The organism is Chitinophaga sp. (genome assembly GCF_036569185.1).
In the GTDB taxonomy this organism is placed as follows: domain Bacteria; phylum Bacteroidota; class Bacteroidia; order Chitinophagales; family Chitinophagaceae; genus Chitinophaga.
In genome coordinates this window covers 1-18,778 of sequence record NZ_DATCRD010000391.1, presented here as the reverse complement: position 1 = coordinate 18,778, position 18,778 = coordinate 1, and the positions used below count along the sequence as shown (strand labels likewise).

Here is an 18,778-nt window from a genome sequence, read left to right as displayed (position 1 = left end):
TTATAATGATTACCTGGATTTGATATTTTGGATTTTAAAGGATTCGGGAAGATATGAGCGAATGTCTTCCACTGATATCTTCCAAAAATCTTCTAAAGCTCAATGATCCAATCCAGGTAATCATTATAATCAGTTTAATCCTGAGTCAGACAAAAAGCGCCGAAGGCGCACTACTGCGAGCAAATGAGCTGATACGTGCCCGGTGTAATTCCTTCTGCGTTACGGAACAGGCGGATGAAGTAATTAGTATCATTAAATCCGCAAAGGGCGCTAACCTGGCCCACGCTGTTATTTTTGTCGGCCAGCAGTTGTTTGGCCAGTTTTAGCCTTTCGCGGTTAATATACTGGAGGGGAGTAATCCCGAACTGGTCTTTAAACCACTTGAAAAATATATTGCGGCTCAGGTAGGCCTTGCGGCAAAGGGTATCTACGGAGATGTTTTCTGTGAGATGTTCATTGATATAATGCAGCACAAAATGCAACCTGCTGTTGTTGCTGTTGGTATCTTTTTCGTCTGCAATCAGCTGCAGGTGCTGGTTCTGCAAAATACGGATCAACAGTTCCTTCATACCCAGATCTGCATAAATATCCCTGGAAAGGTCTGTACTGCTGCAGATACGTACCAGCTTATTGATCAGTTCTGTGAGGTCTGTATCATTATTGAAGTGGTTCCTGTTAAATTGCAGGCGCCAGTTGTTCTGATCGGTATACTCGTTGTTATAATATTCATTGAGATATTGCAGGGTACTGCGGATATACCCTTCATCCACGGAGAAGGCTATGCATTGGGTAGGGTTATCTATGGTAGCTTCCGGGAAATCAATGATGATGGTTTCGTTGGCCGGCAGGATCACCGTTTCTCCCGGCCGGTACTCAAAGGAAGGTTTATCAAAAAGATGCATGATCTTTTTGCCCCTCATCATACTGGTAATCACAAAATCGCCAAAAGTAAGCGGTACGCGGTAATCCTGCTGATAACTTTCGAATATATTCAACTCACAGTTATTCAGGTTATACACCCGCCTGTTCTCGACCAGGCGTTGCAACTGTTTGGGGTGTGTGAGGTCTATCGGCTGTACAAAATGTTTTACCGGCATGGCTAATGTTTTTAGCTACAACAAGTTAGTATAATTAACCGAACTCTGAAAATCAGGTACGAATGTGCTAAAGATAAATACGAAATTCTGCACGGAAGTGCCAAATCTTTATCATATTGGTTCCGCATAAACGGAAACCATCCTTTCTTTCAAATCACATCCACCAGTATAGTTCATCTTACACAGAAAGGCCCGCCGTTTCCCCGATGCCTTTTGTAAGCCGCCCAACAGACCCACTTATGCCGGCGTCAACCGTGCCATGAAAAGCCCGCCAACTTATCCTGTCAAATTAATTACTCCCGCCACCCGTTTTGTTCCGGAACTACGTTAAATTAGCGGCTACTAATCAAAACCAACAAACAACATTATGAAAAAACTATTCCTCCTGGCCTTCCTGTTGCCCCTGCTGGCTGTAGCACAGGACAAAGGCATGCATTTCGAGCATGGTAGCAGCTGGGCCGATGTACAGGCCAAGGCCAAAGCTGAAAACAAGTACATTTTCGTAGACTGCTTCACCACCTGGTGCGGTCCCTGTAAATTTATGTCGGCCAATATTTTCCCCCAGGAAAAAGTAGGCAGCTTTATGAATGAGAAATTCATCAACGTAAAAGTGCAGATGGATCAAACAGACAAAGACAATGAAGAAGTGAAAAGCTGGTATGCAGCCGCCAAACAGATTGAAAAGGATTATGCTATCCGCGCCTATCCTACCTTCCTGGTGTTTGCCCCTGATGGTCATATCGTAGACCGCCAGGTGGGTGGCGCTGAAGCAGACCAGTTCATTGAAAGATGCGCTGCCTCTCTCAACCCGGCTACACAGTATTACACACAGCTGGATCTCTACCAAAAAGGGAAAAAAGACACTGCTTTCCTTCGCCAGATGGCACTCCTGGCACTGAGCAAATACGACCAGGCAAATGCCTCGCTCATTTCAAAAGAATATATCAGCAAGCAGAAAGACCTGTACTCTCCGGTAAACCTGGACTTCATTGCCAAATTCACCAGCAGCAGTAAAGATCCTGGTTTTGATATGTTCCTGCATAATGCGGCTAAAGTAGATAAAGTGCTGGGGCCGGGCAAAGCGGAAGCAAAAGTAATGGGCATTGTAGCACAGGAAGAAGTATACCCGCAGCTGATGAAGCAGGATGGCAGCAAACCCGACTGGGCGGCGCTTGAAAGCAACCTGACAAAGAAATATCCTTCTTTCGCGGAAGAGCTGATCCTGAAAACCAAAGTGCAGTACTTCAGCTATGTAAAAGATGCAGACAATGCAGTAGCTAACATTGTAGCCTATATGAAAAAATATGGCCACAAAGCAGATCCGCAGTCGCTCAACGAATACGCCTGGACCATCTTCGAAAAATGCAACGATATGCAGTGCATAGAGCAGGCCCTGGAATGGAGCAAGCGCTCTTTCAAAGACAACGAAGTGCCTGCATTCATGGACACCTACGCCAACCTGCTGTATAAAGCCGGTAAAAAAGAAGATGCCCTCGCCTGGGAAGAAAAAGCCCTGAACAAAGCCAGCGGCGACGAGAAGAAAAACTATGAAACCACCCTGGAAAAAATGAAGAAAGGTGAGAAATATTGGGAGTAGAGCGGATTTTGTCTTGGAACACTGATTATGATGATTTCGCTGATTACACTGATTTTATTTTAAAAATCTGGTAAATACTAAGGGAGATATAGCAGATATACTTGCTTTTATCTCCCTTAACTTTTTTAAAAAATTCAAAATATAAAAATCAGTGTAATCAGCGAAATCATCATAATCAGTGTTCCAAGACAAAATCCGCGATCACTTCGCTACAAGCTTATACACAAAGGCAATCCGCGGCTGCTCCAGGTCCCAGGTACTGAGCTCCTCCTCTACCAGCGCCCCATGTTTTTTACGGATGTCGCGCAATGCGTTGCCAACAGATCTACGCAGGTATTCACTTTCCTTTGACTTCAGTTGGCTGATCATTTTGATGGCTATCTCCGGATGCTCTTTAAAATAGGGGCGGCTGGTCCAGATACGAAAACCTTCCACCACTGCCCTGTTCAGGTTAGGCTGCGGATCATCCAGCCATCGCCTGATTTCAAGAAGCGCTTTTTCATACCCTGTAATGCTGCAGTAATGATCAAACGCCTTCGCCAGCATTTCCTGCACCCGCCAGTTTTCATCCTTCACTACTTTTGTTTTCAGCTGGATTAATGCTCTCCTGTTGCCGGGCGACAAAAGCCCCAGCAGCCACGTACCTAACATGCGTTCCTGGTAGCTATCACCTGTTGTAAGTTTGATAGCTGTTTCAAGGGGATCATGGCTTTTGTCTTTTAGTAACTGATCTCCTGCTTCCAGGATGTGCTTAAAACCATGCTCCACTTTTTTAATGGAAGCAATGAGTGAGGAAAGCATATACAGATCATTTGATTTACTATGCAAAATATAAAAAAGGACCGGCAATATGCCGGCCCTCATCATCTAAAAGTTATTGTCTTTTTCACACTGATGTGATCCACCAGGTATTTCCAAACGGATCTTTCACACCACCGGATCTTCCGTACGATTGATCCGTTACCGGCATTACTTCGGTGGCGCCTTCTTCCAGGGCCTTTTTAAAGGTGGCATCCGCATCGTCTACATAAATAAACAACCCTGCGTTATCAGTGCCCCAATCTGCGCTCGACTGGCCAAACATAATGATACTGCCGCCTATACTGATTTCTCCATGCATCAGTTCCTTGTTGCCGTCTTTGTAGCTGCGGTGATGTTCCTTTGCACCAAATACTCTGGCGGTAAAATCAAAAAAGCCTTCTGCATGTTTCAGGATCAGATACGGCATTACCTGTTGATGTCCTGCTGGTAATTTCATAAAAACTTGTTTTAAGGTTAAATGTCTCTTGCACAAAATTGCAACAGTATCCCCTGCTAAAATTGGAAAAACGCGACATTCTTGTTAGTCGCGCCAATCAGTAGCCCCTGAGCGGCCGGAGAAATACTGTTTTGGATGCATGCCCGAAAACTCGCGGAAATCGCTGATAAAATGCGACTGGTCATAATACCCGCATTCCAGCGCCAGGCTTCCCAGGCTCGCCACCGGCCGGTTATAAAAGGCGGTGGCCGACTGGAAACGGACGATCCGTGAAAACAGTTTGGGCGATAATCCTGCATACTGTTTGAACTGGCGCTCAAACTGCCGTTGCGACAAATAGTATGCCTGTGAAAGCGACTGTATATTCAGTGAAGGCTTGTGATGAATGATATCTCTTATAGCGGCGAAAACCGGCAGGTTAGCCACCCGGCTGGCGGCCAGGCGCTCTTCTGTAAAACGGCAGAGGATAGCGCAACGGTCCTGGTTATTTTTTGCCAGCATGATCCTTTCTTCAAGCAGGCGGCCCTCCCCTTTCAGCAGATCCTTCAGCTCAGCGGTATTATTCGCCATTTCTGCGGCGGATATGCCCAACAACAGCGGAATAGCCTGGGGATAAAAGTACACGCCAAAAATACTGAACCCTTCTTCAATAGTGTACCTGCGCAAGGTATGTGAAGGCCCGTGGATACCGGAGGTATAGGATTGGGTGATGTTGCCCGCATTGGTGATTTCATCAAAAAGACCGCGGTAATGAAACAGCATTTCCACACAGGCGTCTGCCATGTTATAGTGCGTATAGCCCGTATCTCCCTCCAGCACCCAGAAGAACCGGATAACATGTGCAAGATGAGGCGGTGGTGGAATAGTGTGGTAATACATCTCTATAAAAATACAAAAACCATCTCAGCTTTTAATATCCCGTTGCAGGCAGGCCATTACCATCAATACCAGTGCTACAATGCCGGCAAACGTACGTACCAGGTGCCAGTTATTCCAGGGTATGGCAAAGGCTTCCCTCATATGGTGCAGCTCCGCAGTGGAAGCGCCTTCTATGGTAAAAGCGGCCAATTGATCATTAAGAGGAATATTAACCAGCGCCGTTACCCCGAAACTGCCGGTTACAAATATGATTGCCGCCGCCAGGATATACCAGCTGCGACGGGTAAAAGCGGGACGTGCATGCAGCCACGACGCCCAGATCAGTAATACCGGCGCTCCCAGGAAACTTACCAGGAAAGCGGGGTTCACAATGGCTACATTAATGGCCTGGGTAGCGCTGATATAAGCGGCATCGGGCAGTGTTGCAAAAGCAATATTGACCGATACGGCAAATGCGTAGAAAAGGCCCGCCACAAGGGCAGTAGTAATGGTGGCGAGTGCCAGTATAATCGTTTTCATATTGTTAACGGGTATTTTTACCTGATCCCGTTGCAATATTAGCACCCGTTCCTTCCCCGGAATAGAACAAAACCGACATCAATCGATATAGTTGCCCGCCGCTTTACCGGATTCCACATGCCTGCCCGGCTGGAAAATATCAAAGTAATAGATATGATCTTTTACATACAGGGGCAATTGCGCTTTTAAACGGGTTTTAAAGCCGTTAAAGTCTTTCGCTGCAGGTTGGCTCCACGCGGTTTCCGCCAGCGCCGCTATGCGGGGAAAAAGCAGGAAATCGAGCCGGTTATTGCTATGGATGGTTTCCGACCACAGACAGGCCTGTACACCGAGAATATGGGATTCATACCCCTTCGCGGCAGGAACAGCCGCGGCGGAGAAATCATATACTGATTGCAGGGGATTAAATTCCCCGTCTTTCCACCTGCGGCCTATTTTATGGGAACTATCCTGTACAAAATCAAAATAAAACGGTAGGCGGGGGCACATTACAACGGAGTATCCCTTCTGAAACGCCATGGCCAGGTTCCCCGGTTTGTCATGACGCCACCAGCAAACGATGGTGCTGTCGGCCGGCAAGGTAGCAGTAGCAATTTCATCCCAGGCCATCACTTTATTATGCAACCTTAGAACGGTATCGGCCATACGCTGGATGAAATAGTCTTCTACCTGCTTGCGGGTTTCCAGGCCATGGGCCTGTTTTAACCGGATAATGCCGGTATCCTGGTCCCAGCCGGCGTTGCCAAAAGTCACTTCATCGCCACCGAGATGAATAAGCCCGGCGGGAAACAGTTTAGCCGTTTCCGTTAGTATATCCGCCAGGTAAGCATAAGTGCCTTCCCTACCGGGGTTAAAGGTGAACTGCGGATATTTGGCCGTGCCTCCGCCATCGAATGCCGGGTATGCCCTGTTGGCCGCCCCTGCATGACCCGGCATATCTATTTCAGGAATAATTTCAATACAACGCGCCTTTGCATAAGCCACTATCTCGCGGATATCGTCCTGTGTGTAATAAGCCGCCGGCGCCTGGGGATCAGCAATATTGCCAATGCCGCCCACCGTGGCAAGCAACGGATACTTCTTTATTTCCAAACGCCAGCCGGGCATATCTGTCAGATGCCAGTGGAAGCGGTTCAGCTTATAAAAAGCCATCCAGTCGAGGATAGACTTCACCTTCTCTTTACCAAAAAAGTAACGCGATTCATCCAGCATCAGGCCCCGCCATGCGTATTGCGGCGCGTCTGTAATATTCCAGCAGGGCAGCTGCAGGGTATTGCCGGATGCAGGCGCAGCCACAGCCAGCTGCAGCAGGCTCACGATGCCATTGAACATGCCTTCCTTCGCAGCTGCTGAGATAACAGCTGTTTGCTTATTCACACTAAGCGTATATGCCTCCCCGTTAGTACCGGCTGCTTTCTTCAGTACAATCACTGTGTTCCCTTTTTTTTGCTGTAACGGCACATGGATGTGACAGCGGCGCAGCAGCTCTTCCTGTAACCAGGCGGCCAGCGGCAGCAGGGAAGTATCTTCCGGGCGGATAGTGGATTGTGCAGAAAGCTTAAAAGCGCCGTTCCCCTTCTCTGCTTTTACCGGTAAAGGGATCACCGGGCAGTTTTGCTGCGCAACAGCAGGTATAATGGTAAACACAATGGCTACAGCCAGCAGGTATTTTTTCATGTTCAAAGAAGATGATTTAACAGGTACATTGGCTGCCCGCGCAGCCGGCGGCCAAAATAGTAAAATATTCCCGGTACTTCTTCATAAAATAATATATAAATATTTTCCTATCATTTATACCGGCGGTTTAATAACAGGTCAACCCCTTAATCCTACAATTCAACAGTTAATCGATGGCCGCCCGTTATACCCTTGGCATATTTGCAGTAAATATTAATGTATGCAACACCTACCTGTTTTACTGATCAGCAGCATGATGTTCTTCCGGTCCTTATCCGGCGACACCAGTGAGTTTAAACTGGTGAAACAGGATAACGCCATTTCATTGTATGAAAGGTGGATCCCCGGCGCCGGTGGTGAAAATGTAAGGGAGATCAAGGCCGTTTTCCTGGTAAGATCCGCCGTACCGGCGGTGATCGGGCTTTTTAAAGACCAGGCCCATGGCCGCGATTGGAATACCAACGCCAGCGAATACCGGGTGGCCGCTGCGCCGGATCCTAACCACTGGATCACTTATATCAAATACGACATTCCCTGGCCGGTAGACGACCAGGACTGCTGCCTGCTGTACCGCTATCATGAAACTCCTGGCGACGCGGCGGAAGTGGTGTTTGAAAGCATCACGGATAGCCGCTTCCCGTTATACAATAAAACAACACGGATCACCGGCACGCGGGGGAAGTGGATCATGGCGCCGTTGGCGGACGGCCAGCTGCGGATCACCTATATGGTAACCACCGACCGCAGCAAAAAGATCCCCCGCTGGGTATCCGATCCCATTATTCACGATAACCTGTTCAGGACCATGACTAAATTCAGAAGCCTGCTTGAAAATAAAACATATGCCGGACAATAAATACACGCTCATCACCGGGGCCAGCTCCGGGCTGGGCAAAGAATTCGCCATCCAATGCGCCAGGAAAGGTATGAACATCATCCTCATTGCACTGCCGGGAAGCCGCCTGCAGTCGGTGGCGGAAAGCCTGGAACTGGAATACCGCGTAAGCGTGAAAGTGTTTGAATTTGACCTGTCGGACAGTAACACGCTGAAGCAACAATTACCGCTCATTACCCGCGATCATGATATTAATTTCCTGATCAACAATGCCGGCATCGGCGGTACGGCTGCTATTACGGATACCTCACTGGAACGCATAGACGATATTATCATGCTCAATGTAAGAGGCACTGTATTGCTTACGCACCTGCTGATACCGCACTTGCTGAAACATCCGCAGAGCTATATCATGAACATCGCCAGCATGGCGGCTTTCACACCCATTGCCTATAAAACGGTGTACCCCGCTTCAAAGGCATTTATCTCTTCATTCTTCCTCGGGTTAAGGGAAGAACTGGCCGACAGGGGCCTGTCTGTAAGCGTGGTATATCCCGGGCCTATCATGACCAACTCCCATACTTCCCGGCGCATTATCAGCCAGGGGCTCAAAGGGAAAATGGGATTGCTGTCTACGCCCCACCTTGCCGGCATTGCCCTGAAAGGCACACTGGCAGGGCACCCGGTGATCATCCCCGGGCTGATGAATAAGATCAATCATGTGCTGATGCAGCTGCTGCCGCTGTCGTTCCGGATGAAGATCGTATCCAGGGAAGTAAAAAAAGAAATTCCCTATAGTTTATCTATCTAAAAAAAATTCATGAAAAAAATATTGATCACAGGCGCCAATGGCTTCCTGGGCTCTAATTTAACAAGGGAACTTTACCGCATGGGGTTTGATATAAAAATTTTAATCAGGCCTTCGGCCGATGTGAAAGGCATCGAAGACATTCCCTGTGAGATCTTTTACGGGAGCATCAGTAATAACAACGATGTACATGAAGCCGTGAAAGGTTGTGATACCGTGATACACGCCGCCTGCATTACAGAACAGTGGGGCGTTTCCTTTGCTGAATATGAACAGGCCAATTTCACCGCTACCAAATATATTACAGCGGCCTGCCTGGCGCATAAGGTGCAGAAATTTATTTACGTGAGCACTGCCAACACCATTGGTCCCGGCGATAAAAACAGCCCGGGCAATGAGCTGAACGGGTTTACGCTGTTCAATGCCAACTCCGGTTATATCAACAGTAAATACCTCGCGCAGCAGTATGTGCTGGAACAGGTGGCCAGCAAACAGCTTCCGGCCATTGTAGTGAACCCCACCTTTATGATAGGCCCGCATGATGTAAAGCCCAGCTCCGGGAAACTGATCCTCTACGGGCTAAAACGCCGGCTGCTGTTCTATCCACCCGGGGGCAAAAACTTTGTGCACATCAAAGATGTATGCCGGGGCATCATCAATGCCATTGAAAAAGGTAAAACAGGCGATTGCTATCTCCTGGCCGGCCAGAACCTCAGCTATGCCGAGTTTTTCCGGCTGCTGAAAAAAGTTTCCGGCAAACGGCAGCTGCTGATCCCCATCCCTGCCTTTCTCCTGAAAGCGGCTGGTATCATTGGTTCCCTGCCAGGCATCTCCGGGAAAATAAATTATACCACCGCCTATATGATGTGCCTGGATAACTACTATTCCGGCAAAAAATCAGAACGGGAGCTGCAACTCAGCTACACGCCGGTGGAAGCCGCCGTTACGGGAGCATTTACCTGGTTTAAAGAAAATAACTACATTTAGTAACAGACAAAACAACAGATGAACTTCCAGGAAAATGAAAAATTGTTCTCCAGCAAACTGTTCCTGTATCTCTCAAGGATACTGATACTATATACATTCAGTGTCATCTTCAAATCCTTTGACCATACCTTCACTACAGGATTGCAGATCACGGATTTCAGGAGCCAGATGTTCAGCCTGTTCTATGTGCTGTTTGGCCTGGCAGCCTGGGAAGGCGCCTCCTGGCTGGCCCGCACCGTGGAAAGGAAAACAATGAACAAACACACCTCCGGCAAACTGGTGTTCCTCTGCGCCGCGCTCCTGGTGTATGGCATACTGGTGGCTTATCTTTTTGGCCTCTTCTATTCGGTGACCGACATCCTGCTGTTTAACCGCTACGAAGCATGGGAAAGTTTCAGGCATTTCAGCTACGACCTGAACTTCGGTACGTTTATGTTTTACCTGCTGATCTTAACCTTCAATGGCATCATCTTTTATTATTCCGGCTGGAAAGAATACCAGCTGCAAACGGAACGGCTGATGCGGGAAAACATCCAGGCAAGATATGATGCGCTGCGCAACCAGATAGATCCGCATTTCTTTTTTAACTCCCTCAGTGTGCTCACCAACCTGGTATATAAAAGCCCGGATCTTTCCGCTGACTATATTACCCAGCTTGCCAAAACATACCGCTACATACTCGATAAGAAATTTGAAAACCTGGTACCGGTGCAAACAGAACTGGACTTCCTGGACGCTTACCTGTTCCTGATCCATATCCGCCACCAGCAAAGCATACAATTCAGGGCCGACATCCCGGAAAAGATCCGGCTCAAAGGCATGATACCACCGGTAACCCTGCAGATGCTGATAGAAAACGCGATCAAGCATAACCGGTTCTCTGCGCAGGACCCGTTGCTGATCACCATTAAAGCAGACGATCATTTCCTGGTGGTATCCAATCACAGAAGACCTAAAGTACACCCGGAAATATCCTCCGGGATAGGGTTGGAAAATATCCAGAAAAGATATGCGCTGATCAGCAACAGCAATATAGAGATCAGCGAAACAGAAAACATGTTTATTGTAAAATTACCCATTATCAATGCCTCATGAGAATAGTTATTTTTGAAGATGAGATGCATAATGCCGAACGGCTGATCCAGCTGCTGCAAAAATGTGATGCAGCCATACAGGTGGTAGCTGTGATAGCTTCCGTGGCAGAAGGGATCCGCTGGCTGGAACAGCAGCAGCCGGTAGACCTCATGCTGATGGATATACAATTGTCGGACGGCAACTGCTTTGAAATATTCAGCAAAACAAAAGTGCGCACGCCCATCATCTTCACTACCGCATACGACGGCTTCGCTTTACAGGCATTCAAAGTGAACAGCATCGATTACCTGCTGAAACCTATCGACCTCGACGATCTGAAGAATGCCTTAAAAAAGTACGAACAATTCAGGCCCGCCAATAATTATACGGTAGACATCGGCCGTATTGCAGAAGAGTTCCTGCGCCGCGACAGCGCCCGTTTCATTGGCAGGATCAACAACCAGCTGGTATACGTAAAAGCCAAAGATATTGCCTGGCTGCAATTCGCCAGGGGCACCACCTGGGCTACTACCGTTACCAACCAGCGCGTACCACTGGATTATTCACTGGACCAGATCGAACAGCTGCTGGATAAACACCAGTTTTTCCGTATTAACCGGCAGTTCATTATCCAGATAGACGCCATCAAAAAGATCACCACTTACTACAATAGCAGACTTATTCTTCAATTAGCGCCCGATGTTGATACTGATGTTATTATTAGCCGTGAAAGGGTTACTGAATTCAAAAACTGGCTCGAAGGGAAAAGCGAAACCTCCTAGCGGAGTTTGTCTGACTCAGGATTATGATGATTTAACTGATTAATTTGATTTGATCATGTGTGATTTTTAAAGGATTCGGGGAGATAAGAGCGAAAATATATCCGCTTTTATCTCCCCGAATCCTTTAAAATCCAAAAAGTCAGATCCAGCTAATCAGTTAAATCATCATAATCCTGAGTCAGACAACATCCGCGTTTACATCCGGAGGTAGCCATTGATCAACGCGCCTAATTTCTCATACCCTGTTTCATTAGGATGCAGGCCATCCGTAAAGAGCTGCTCATTAATTTTGGCGTTGGGTTGCAGGAATAATTTTCCGGCATCTACGAATCGGATATTTTTGTTGGATGCTTGCCTGGCTATCAGCTTATTGATGGCTGCTACCCTGCTTTCCATATTGCGGCGGGGCAGGATGCCCATCAGGATAATCTGAGCAGCGGGTTGCCTGGCCTGGATCTGTTGCAGCAGGTATTTAATGCCTGAAGCAATTTCCTCATCGGTATTGATCTGGAGATTATTGGTGCCTATCATTAATACAATGTAGCGGGGTGCGATGCCATCCAGCTCACCATGTTGTACACGCCATAGTACATTCTCTACCCGGTCCCATCCAAAGCCCAGGTTGATGGCCTGTTTTGGCTCAAAGTATTTATCCCAGGAACTGGTGCCCCTGCGTACCTGGGCAACAGGGTTTCCACCCCAGAAATGCGTAATGGAATTACCCATGAACACCACTTTGGGCGAGTGGGTTTTGTTCCAGGCCAGTACTTCTTCGTGCCGGGTTTGCCAGTCGTACGTAGCGGCATCACGGCGTTGGGTAATGGGCGTAGTGGTAACGGTATTGCCGCCTTCCTCATGAAGAATGGTACGGATCTTTTTCGCATAAGCGTTGGCGTAGTGCATCATGCCAATATCGTTGGGATGCGTGCCATCCACCATGCTTTCTATGTCCTGGCCTATTTCCTCTTTTGTTAGCATACTGATATTCTTCACACCTGCTTTCAGCAGGGAGTCCATTACTTCCCGCAGGGTAACATTTACGTTCGTATAAGAAGCTTTGCGGGTGGAGTCCATTTCTCCATCTGAATAGCCGTCGTGTTCCGTTAGCAAAATGGGAATGCCGGGCTTTTGCTTTTGCAGGAAGGTAACGGCATTGGTGATACGTTTTTTCAGCTCTGCACCGGCATATTCTGCGCGGGTAAGGTTAGGCAGGCAATCCAGTACAAACAGGCTGGCATCCAGTTCTGCCACCCGGTCCAGCACTTCCTGTTCCAGGCGGCCATTACCGGAAAAAGCCAGGTTAATGACCGGCGTTTCCAGTTTCCGGGAGAGGATGTTGGTCCATGCCATACCCGGCCTGGATGCGCATGCGCCCTGTGCAATGGAGGTACCGTATACCACAATGGGAGCCACTTTACGTACAGGCAACGGTTTCAGCATACTTTCTTCCGGCACTGATATGGAGAGCCACTTTACGCTGTTATACAATGGCAGGTAAAGTGTATAGTCGATATTTTTTACATGCTGATCATGCCTTTTCAAACGTGAGAACCGGTATTCTATGGTATCGCGGAAATTGTATTTCCCTGCGCACCACATCCATGGTCCGTCGATGCTTTTGGCGTAGAGATCTACCCCGCTCACGCCGGTGGCAGCCATATGAGGCATGGCGGTGGGGCCGGTCACTGTGTATTTCACTACTATTTCATCGGCGTCTGTTCTGAAGCGCAGGCTAAGCCCTGCACTGTTATTCGACAGGTTCCATACGGGTGGCCGCACTTCTTTCTCCGATCTTGCCGGCAGGCGGTCGTAATAATTTTTTATTCCTGTTTTCCATCCCTGTCCTTCCAGTGCATATACGCTGTCGGCTGTTGCCGGCGTCCATGTTTTAAAAGCGCGGGGTGTTTGTGCGAAGCCGCCGCTTACGGATAACAGTAACGCCGCCATCACCGGCATCATTTTCATCTTCATAATATTATCGTTGTGCTGTAAAATTAATATCCCCATTTTTTCATCACGGCCAGGTCGTCGCGCACGGCATCCAGCGGCGCCTGTCCCTGGTAAGATTCCTGTTCAATAATAAAGTGTTTGGTGCCACCGGACTTCTTGCCGAGATCAATCACTTCCTTCACCGGTATGATGCCTTTACCTAATACGGTGCTTTCGTATTTACCACCCATTTCCCCCTTGTCTGTTTTAATTTCATCTTTCACATGCATCAGCTCAAAACGGCCAGGGTACTGCTTAATAATATCCAGCGCAATACCGCCGGCATGGTACATATTGCCTATATCCAGCTGTTGCGCTACCAGGGAAGGATCGGTGTTCTGTAAAATGAGATCGAAGATCTTTTTGCCATTCAGCTGCTGGCTGAATTCAAAATCATGGTTATGATAGCCGAACTTCATCCCCGACTTTTTACATAGCGCGCCGCTTTTATTGAATACGTCCATATAGGCTTTGAAGTCGTCGTAGTTTTTGCGCAAACTTTCATCCAGCCATGGGCTGATCACATAGTGCTGACCTACAATAGCTGCATCTTCCACGGTATATTTCCATTCGTCGGTAAAATCGTTCTTTGCGGCATCCCAGTGCTGTTTGCCCATTACGGTATGACCGCTTGGCATCAGCAATCCCAGGTCATCGAGAAGTTTTTTGAACTCTTTGGCAGAGTAGCCATAGAATTTCCGTTTGCTGTACCCTGCATGTTCCACATTTTTATAACCCATGGCCGCTACCTGTTTCAGGCTTCCCAACGGATCTTTCTTCATATCATCGCGGATAGAATACAGCTGGATACCCAGTACCGGTTTGCGTACAGTGGCTGCCAGCAGGCCGTCCGGCAACAGTGCGGCGCCGGCAATGGCGAGGCTGCCTTTCAACAGGAAATTTCTTCTTGAAATACTCATAGCAAAAGCGATTTTTAACGTTGAATAAATATTAAAGTGAAAATGCGAGATAAGCATCTCCCGGTTTCTTTCCCAGTTTACCGCCGCCACAGGCAATTACCACAAACTGTTTTCCATCCACGTCATATACTGCAGGAGTGGCAAAACCGCAGGCAGGTAAATCAGTTTCCCATAGCAGTTGTCCTGTTCTTTTATTAAACGCCCTGAATTTGCTGTCGGCTGTAGCGGCAATGAACAGCAGGCCACCAGCGGTCACTACCGGTCCGCCGTAATTTTCCGTGCCGCTGTGAATGCCTTTTGCCTTCAGTTCGGGATAATCGCCCAGCGTATCTTTCCAAAGCAGTTTCCCCGTGTTGAGGTCAATGGCGCTCAGTGTGCCCCAGGGCGGCATTACTGCCGGGTATCCTTCTTTCGTTAAAAATTTATTATACCCGGTAGTATGATAAGGTAAATTCGTATATGCATCCACGTTCTTATGCGGCGCAGTGAATAGTTCCTGTTGTTTTGCCTTCAGGTCCAGTACAAAAACCGCCAGCGCTTTTTGCTCGCTGCTGTCCAGTTGTTTGAAAGCCGGCATCATCCTGCGGCCGGTGTTTACCAGTTGTGTGAAAGTGGTAGCGGTATATTTGGTATGGATATTTAAGAGAGATGGAAAATTACCGCCCCCTTTGCGCTCCGGTCCGTGGCACGACATACAATTAGCTATGTACAATCGCCTGCCAGCCTGGAGCAGCGTTTCCGTAACCGTAGGCTGCTGGCTTTTTGTAGCTACCATGGTGAGCACCCAGGGCATTTCACTGGCATTTACATACAGGATGCCCGTTTCCGGATCAGCAGCAGGGCCTCCCCATTCAGCGCCCCCATCAAAGCCGGGAAAGATCACCGTGCCTTGTTTAGATGGAGGCAGGAACAAGCGGCCGGTTTTATAAGAAGCCAGTCGCGCACGGATATCCGCATAAGAGGAGTCCGGCACCAATGTGTTCAGGTCCTTTTCCTGCAGCGATTGCCGCACAAACGGCTGAAAGAAGGAAGGCACGGGCTGTGTGGGCGATACCCATTCACCGGGCAGCGCAGTATCCACCGGCACCGGCGTTTCCGTTACAGGGTATAAAGGCTGACCGGTATACCGGTCCAGCAGGAAAATAAACCCGGTTTTTGTCACCTGCACCAGGGCTGCTGTTTTACGGCCATCTTTCTTTACAGTAACCAGCATCGGCGCCGTTGGCAGGTCCCTGTCCCACAGGTCGTGATGCACGGTCTGAAAATGCCAGATCCTTTTGCCGGTAGCGGCATCCAGCGCCAGCACGCAATTGGCGAACAGGTTATTGCCAGGGCGTTTGCCCCCGTAAAAGTCATCAGTGGCGGATCCTACCGGGGCGTAAAGGATACCTTTTTCTTCATCCAGGCTAAACCCTGCCCAGGCATTAGCGCCGCCGGTATGTTGCCAGGCGTCTTTATCATTCCAGGAATCATAGCCATCTTCCCCCGGCTGGGGAATGGTATGAAAAATCCATTTCAGCCGGCCATTATTTACATCATACGCCCGGATATAGCCGGGAGCGGCGCCGGCAGCCTCTCCTACGCGGGTACCGATAATGAGCAGGTTTTTATAGATGATGCCCGGCGTGGTGGAAGTGATGTCCAGCTGGTCCATGTTGCGGCCCATATCACGGTGAAGGTCCACGTATCCGCTATCGCCAAAGGCTTTCACCGGCTGCCCGTTTTGGGCATCTAGGCAGTAAAGCCGGCCGCCGGCGGTATAAAAGAGGCGTTGTTCTTTATGCTCATTTTCATACCAGGTAACGCCCCTGCAGGGATTAAACTGGAAAGTATTCTTATCGCTGGTTTTTACCGGGTCAAATACCCAATAGGGCTTACCGGTGGCTGCATGCAAGGCAAATAATTTCAGCTGTGGTGAAACGCCATAAAGCCGCTCTCCCACTACGATGGGGTTTACCTGGATCTGGGTACGGTCGGCCGAATCATGGGTGTGGTACTCCCAGGCTACTTTCAATTGCGCCACATTGCCGGTGTCCAGCTGCGTTAAGGCGCTGTAGTGAATGTTTTCCTTACTGCCGCCATACACCTGCCAGCTGCGGTGGGCAGTGTTCTTTGCTTTGCAGGATAGTAATAACGTGGAAACTATCAACCCGTAGCTGTATTTCGAAAACATCGTAAAGGAACTGGTTTTCTGTTCCTTTAAAAATATACTTTTTAAAATTCTTTTTTAAGCGCTTGTTAAAAATATTTTTGCTTCATTTTAGAAGAACACTAATGAAAGCTATCTGATGAATGCTGGAGCAGATTGCCTGCGAAAGGCATTTCGGGGTTGCACAGCTTTCTATTACTCCTATTGGTCCAATATCTCCAGGAACCTTTTTTGTATCTTTTTCCAATCCCCGCTATTTTCACTATTATCAGCGATCAGTTGATGAAGTTCCGCATCTTCTATGTTCCTGTCCAATTGTTTTTGAATATCTGCCAATACCAGCAGATATTTTGCTTTATCCAGACCTGCCAGGTTGCCGGCCATAGCGGAGTATTTTGGAAGCATATTATTGGCCAGCTCCGGATCCTCCCTGGAATACAGGATATCATATAACACCTCAAAAGGTTTGGTGTATTCCTGGTTATCCAGCTTCCGGAAAAACTTGTCTTCTTCGGTGGCGGGCATGCCTATGTAAAGGGTATTTCCTCCTGTATCGGTTAAAGTAAAGCGGCGGTCGCCAGACAGGTCGCGGACTTTGGTGATTTTAGGAAAGCCGGACCTGGGGATTTTGCCATAGCGGTTTTTTAATGCTTCGGTAAATGACCGGTTTACCTGGTCAACATCTTTTACCAGCAGGAAACAGATTGCTGGATTCTCTGAAGGAACAATTTTGCGGCTGCCATAGAAATGCAGCTCAATACTCTGCCATTTGAGGGCGGCGTACGGATTTGGAGAGGTGTATAGGCCCAATACTTCAAACCCCAGCGCCTTATAAAAATCAACCTGTGCCCTGATATCAGGGCATCCCATGATGGGAATGACCTTTTCCTGATATTCAACTTTATTTTCACCTGCTTTCATTCGTTTTTTTTAGAAAACAAAAGTAGCCGTTCCAATGCTGTTGAAATTGGAAAAAACAGACATTTTCAATAAGAGGTGAGCGAGCTGTATTTACGGGGGGAAAAACCTGAAAATTTCCTGAATTCGTTGATGAAATGTGCCTGATCGTAATAGCCGTGTTCAAGTGCCAGGCTGGTATAGCTATTATAACGGGGGCTGGCTGATAAAGAGGATTCAAACCGGATGATCCTTGAATACAGTTTTGGGTTGAAACTGGAAAATTCCTTAAATCTGCGCTCAAACTGTTTTTGAGATAATGAAAACTCATTTGCCAGACTTCGGACATCAACATTGCCCCTCATTTCTCTGATCCTTTTTATAGCGTTCAACATGAGGAGATCCTGGTTGGAAGCCGTATTCATGCGGGATAGCAGGTATTGTGACATGATTTTGACCCGGTCAGCGAAACCAGTGCCACGAGCTAATTGATCTATCAGCACTGCTGCCTCGCGGTGGAGCAACTCTTTCATGTCCAACAGCTGATCTGATAACTGCAGGGCGGGAACACCGAAGAAAAAGGGGATGGCGTGGGCATGTATAGATACCCCGAACATTTCGGAAAAGCCGCCTGTTTCTATACGGGCGTGATTTTCAGTATGGCCCAGGAAGGAGGCGAATACGTTGTTGCTCCGGCTGGCATTTTTAGGGCTGAAAGCGAATGCTAATTCAGCATTTGTATTTGCCGTTGAATAATAGCAGAAGTAGTTCTGCACTCCGTGACGCCAATAGCTGCACCAGAAATGGCTCACAAAACCGTGCAACAGGTTGCATGGAAGTGCAGTTTCATATGTGACCGTTTTTAAGTTTACCATATTGTTTGCAGTCCGCCTTTTATGGCTTTAAGGACCTGTTTATTATTTGATCTTTTAATATCAACTTCCCGGCATCGATTAAACCTGGCGAATGTTTTAATAGCGTCTGTAACTTTGCTGATGGCAGGCTGAGTTAGTTTCAGCGGTTCAAAATGAAGGTTGTGGATGGTTAGTATACCATGTTTGCGGTCTGCTTTTGAATCCATCCTGGCAACAAAGGTATCGCCTACCAGTACAGGCAATGAAAAGTATCCGTATATCCTTTTTGCCTGGGGAACAAAACATTCTATCTGGTAGTCGAAATTGAAAAAGTCCTTCAAACGATGCCTGAAAACATTGAATACATCGAAAGGAGAAAGGACAAAGGCGTCTTCACTCAGCTTTATTTTTTTATTTTTGTAGGTTGGTAACATATAGAGCTGGGCGGAGTTCAGT

At 47.8% G+C, this 18,778-nt stretch carries 18 protein-coding genes; 6 read left to right on the top strand and 12 right to left on the bottom strand.

What is annotated here, in order from left to right:
- Positions 1 to 170: 170 nt before the first annotated feature.
- The gene (locus VIM72_RS29640) at positions 171 to 1,097 is read right to left on the bottom strand and encodes an AraC family transcriptional regulator (RefSeq protein ID WP_332006421.1); all 927 of its coding nucleotides are present in this window, start codon (positions 1,095 to 1,097) and stop codon (positions 171 to 173) included.
- A 367-nt stretch (positions 1,098 to 1,464) separates the two neighbouring features.
- On the opposite strand from VIM72_RS29640, the gene VIM72_RS29635 reads away from it, so the two are divergent.
- A complete protein-coding gene (locus VIM72_RS29635; protein WP_332006420.1) occupies positions 1,465 to 2,694 on the top strand; it encodes a thioredoxin family protein in 1,230 nt (409 codons plus the stop codon).
- A gap of 201 nt (positions 2,695 to 2,895) precedes the next feature.
- On the opposite strand, the gene VIM72_RS29630 is transcribed toward VIM72_RS29635, so the two are convergent.
- From VIM72_RS29630 to VIM72_RS29610, 5 genes are all read right to left on the bottom strand, one after another.
- Positions 2,896 to 3,495 (bottom strand): DNA alkylation repair protein, encoded by a 600-nt coding sequence (locus VIM72_RS29630; protein WP_332006419.1) that lies wholly within the window; start codon positions 3,493 to 3,495, stop codon positions 2,896 to 2,898.
- An 85-nt stretch (positions 3,496 to 3,580) separates the two neighbouring features.
- Positions 3,581 to 3,952 (bottom strand): VOC family protein, encoded by a 372-nt coding sequence (locus VIM72_RS29625; RefSeq protein ID WP_332006418.1) that lies wholly within the window; start codon positions 3,950 to 3,952, stop codon positions 3,581 to 3,583.
- Between the two features lie 84 nt (positions 3,953 to 4,036).
- Positions 4,037 to 4,831 carry a helix-turn-helix transcriptional regulator gene (locus tag VIM72_RS29620; protein ID WP_332006417.1) on the bottom strand — a complete coding sequence of 265 codons (795 nt, stop codon included), beginning with the start codon at positions 4,829 to 4,831 and terminating at the stop codon, positions 4,037 to 4,039.
- Positions 4,832 to 4,855: 24 nt separating this feature from the next.
- A complete protein-coding gene (locus tag VIM72_RS29615) occupies positions 4,856 to 5,350 on the bottom strand; it encodes a DUF1772 domain-containing protein (protein ID WP_332006416.1) in 495 nt (164 codons plus the stop codon).
- Positions 5,351 to 5,428: 78 nt separating this feature from the next.
- Complete coding sequence (locus VIM72_RS29610; protein WP_332006415.1) at positions 5,429 to 7,027, bottom strand: beta-N-acetylhexosaminidase; 1,599 nt, start codon at positions 7,025 to 7,027, stop codon at positions 5,429 to 5,431.
- Between the two features lie 220 nt (positions 7,028 to 7,247).
- Here VIM72_RS29610 and VIM72_RS29605 point away from each other — a divergent pair, with 220 nt between their 5' ends.
- Genes VIM72_RS29605 through VIM72_RS29585 form a run of 5 tightly spaced genes read left to right on the top strand, consistent with a single transcriptional unit; the run spans position 7,248 to position 11,513 of the window.
- A complete protein-coding gene (locus VIM72_RS29605; protein WP_332006414.1) occupies positions 7,248 to 7,883 on the top strand; it encodes an START domain-containing protein in 636 nt (211 codons plus the stop codon).
- Positions 7,870 to 8,673 (top strand): SDR family NAD(P)-dependent oxidoreductase, encoded by an 804-nt coding sequence (locus VIM72_RS29600; RefSeq protein ID WP_332006413.1) that lies wholly within the window; start codon positions 7,870 to 7,872, stop codon positions 8,671 to 8,673. The genes VIM72_RS29605 and VIM72_RS29600 overlap by 14 nt, the downstream gene beginning before the upstream one ends.
- Before the next feature lie 9 nt (positions 8,674 to 8,682).
- Positions 8,683 to 9,657, top strand: a complete 975-nt coding sequence (locus tag VIM72_RS29595) for an NAD-dependent epimerase/dehydratase family protein (RefSeq protein WP_332006412.1) — start codon at positions 8,683 to 8,685, stop codon at positions 9,655 to 9,657.
- An 18-nt stretch (positions 9,658 to 9,675) separates the two neighbouring features.
- Positions 9,676 to 10,752 carry a sensor histidine kinase gene (locus VIM72_RS29590; RefSeq protein WP_332006411.1) on the top strand — a complete coding sequence of 359 codons (1,077 nt, stop codon included), beginning with the start codon at positions 9,676 to 9,678 and terminating at the stop codon, positions 10,750 to 10,752.
- Positions 10,749 to 11,513: a LytTR family DNA-binding domain-containing protein gene (locus tag VIM72_RS29585; RefSeq protein WP_332006410.1), complete on the top strand. Its 765-nt coding sequence runs from the start codon at positions 10,749 to 10,751 to the stop codon at positions 11,511 to 11,513. The genes VIM72_RS29590 and VIM72_RS29585 overlap by 4 nt, the downstream gene beginning before the upstream one ends.
- Before the next feature lie 195 nt (positions 11,514 to 11,708).
- On the opposite strand, the gene VIM72_RS29580 is transcribed toward VIM72_RS29585, so the two are convergent.
- From VIM72_RS29580 to VIM72_RS29555, 6 genes are all read right to left on the bottom strand, one after another.
- A complete protein-coding gene (locus tag VIM72_RS29580; protein ID WP_332006409.1) occupies positions 11,709 to 13,484 on the bottom strand; it encodes an SGNH/GDSL hydrolase family protein in 1,776 nt (591 codons plus the stop codon).
- 23 nt (positions 13,485 to 13,507) lie between these two features.
- Positions 13,508 to 14,422: a TIM barrel protein gene (locus VIM72_RS29575; RefSeq protein ID WP_332006408.1), complete on the bottom strand. Its 915-nt coding sequence runs from the start codon at positions 14,420 to 14,422 to the stop codon at positions 13,508 to 13,510.
- Between the two features lie 31 nt (positions 14,423 to 14,453).
- Positions 14,454 to 16,595 (bottom strand): PQQ-binding-like beta-propeller repeat protein, encoded by a 2,142-nt coding sequence (locus VIM72_RS29570; protein ID WP_332006407.1) that lies wholly within the window; start codon positions 16,593 to 16,595, stop codon positions 14,454 to 14,456.
- 177 nt (positions 16,596 to 16,772) lie between these two features.
- Positions 16,773 to 17,492, bottom strand: a complete 720-nt coding sequence (locus VIM72_RS29565) for a hypothetical protein (protein WP_332006406.1) — start codon at positions 17,490 to 17,492, stop codon at positions 16,773 to 16,775.
- A 65-nt stretch (positions 17,493 to 17,557) separates the two neighbouring features.
- Positions 17,558 to 18,343 carry an AraC family transcriptional regulator gene (locus VIM72_RS29560; RefSeq protein WP_332006405.1) on the bottom strand — a complete coding sequence of 262 codons (786 nt, stop codon included), beginning with the start codon at positions 18,341 to 18,343 and terminating at the stop codon, positions 17,558 to 17,560.
- On the bottom strand, positions 18,337 to 18,778 hold a 442-nt coding region (locus VIM72_RS29555; RefSeq protein ID WP_332006404.1), incomplete at its 5' end, for a DNA glycosylase AlkZ-like family protein. The genes VIM72_RS29555 and VIM72_RS29560, both read right to left, overlap by 7 nt.

Coding starts and splice junctions, on each gene's coding strand:
- VIM72_RS29640 (WP_332006421.1), bottom strand. CDS start 1,097: ATGCCGGTAAAACATTTTGTACAGCCGATAGACCTCACACACCCCAAA.
- VIM72_RS29635 (WP_332006420.1), top strand. CDS start 1,465: ATGAAAAAACTATTCCTCCTGGCCTTCCTGTTGCCCCTGCTGGCTGTA.
- VIM72_RS29630 (WP_332006419.1), bottom strand. CDS start 3,495: ATGCTTTCCTCACTCATTGCTTCCATTAAAAAAGTGGAGCATGGTTTT.
- VIM72_RS29625 (WP_332006418.1), bottom strand. CDS start 3,952: ATGAAATTACCAGCAGGACATCAACAGGTAATGCCGTATCTGATCCTG.
- VIM72_RS29620 (WP_332006417.1), bottom strand. CDS start 4,831: ATGTATTACCACACTATTCCACCACCGCCTCATCTTGCACATGTTATC.
- VIM72_RS29615 (WP_332006416.1), bottom strand. CDS start 5,350: ATGAAAACGATTATACTGGCACTCGCCACCATTACTACTGCCCTTGTG.
- VIM72_RS29610 (WP_332006415.1), bottom strand. CDS start 7,027: ATGAAAAAATACCTGCTGGCTGTAGCCATTGTGTTTACCATTATACCT.
- VIM72_RS29605 (WP_332006414.1), top strand. CDS start 7,248: ATGCAACACCTACCTGTTTTACTGATCAGCAGCATGATGTTCTTCCGG.
- VIM72_RS29600 (WP_332006413.1), top strand. CDS start 7,870: ATGCCGGACAATAAATACACGCTCATCACCGGGGCCAGCTCCGGGCTG.
- VIM72_RS29595 (WP_332006412.1), top strand. CDS start 8,683: ATGAAAAAAATATTGATCACAGGCGCCAATGGCTTCCTGGGCTCTAAT.
- VIM72_RS29590 (WP_332006411.1), top strand. CDS start 9,676: ATGAACTTCCAGGAAAATGAAAAATTGTTCTCCAGCAAACTGTTCCTG.
- VIM72_RS29585 (WP_332006410.1), top strand. CDS start 10,749: ATGAGAATAGTTATTTTTGAAGATGAGATGCATAATGCCGAACGGCTG.
- VIM72_RS29580 (WP_332006409.1), bottom strand. CDS start 13,484: ATGAAGATGAAAATGATGCCGGTGATGGCGGCGTTACTGTTATCCGTA.
- VIM72_RS29575 (WP_332006408.1), bottom strand. CDS start 14,422: ATGAGTATTTCAAGAAGAAATTTCCTGTTGAAAGGCAGCCTCGCCATT.
- VIM72_RS29570 (WP_332006407.1), bottom strand. CDS start 16,595: ATGTTTTCGAAATACAGCTACGGGTTGATAGTTTCCACGTTATTACTA.
- VIM72_RS29565 (WP_332006406.1), bottom strand. CDS start 17,492: ATGAAAGCAGGTGAAAATAAAGTTGAATATCAGGAAAAGGTCATTCCC.
- VIM72_RS29560 (WP_332006405.1), bottom strand. CDS start 18,343: ATGGTAAACTTAAAAACGGTCACATATGAAACTGCACTTCCATGCAAC.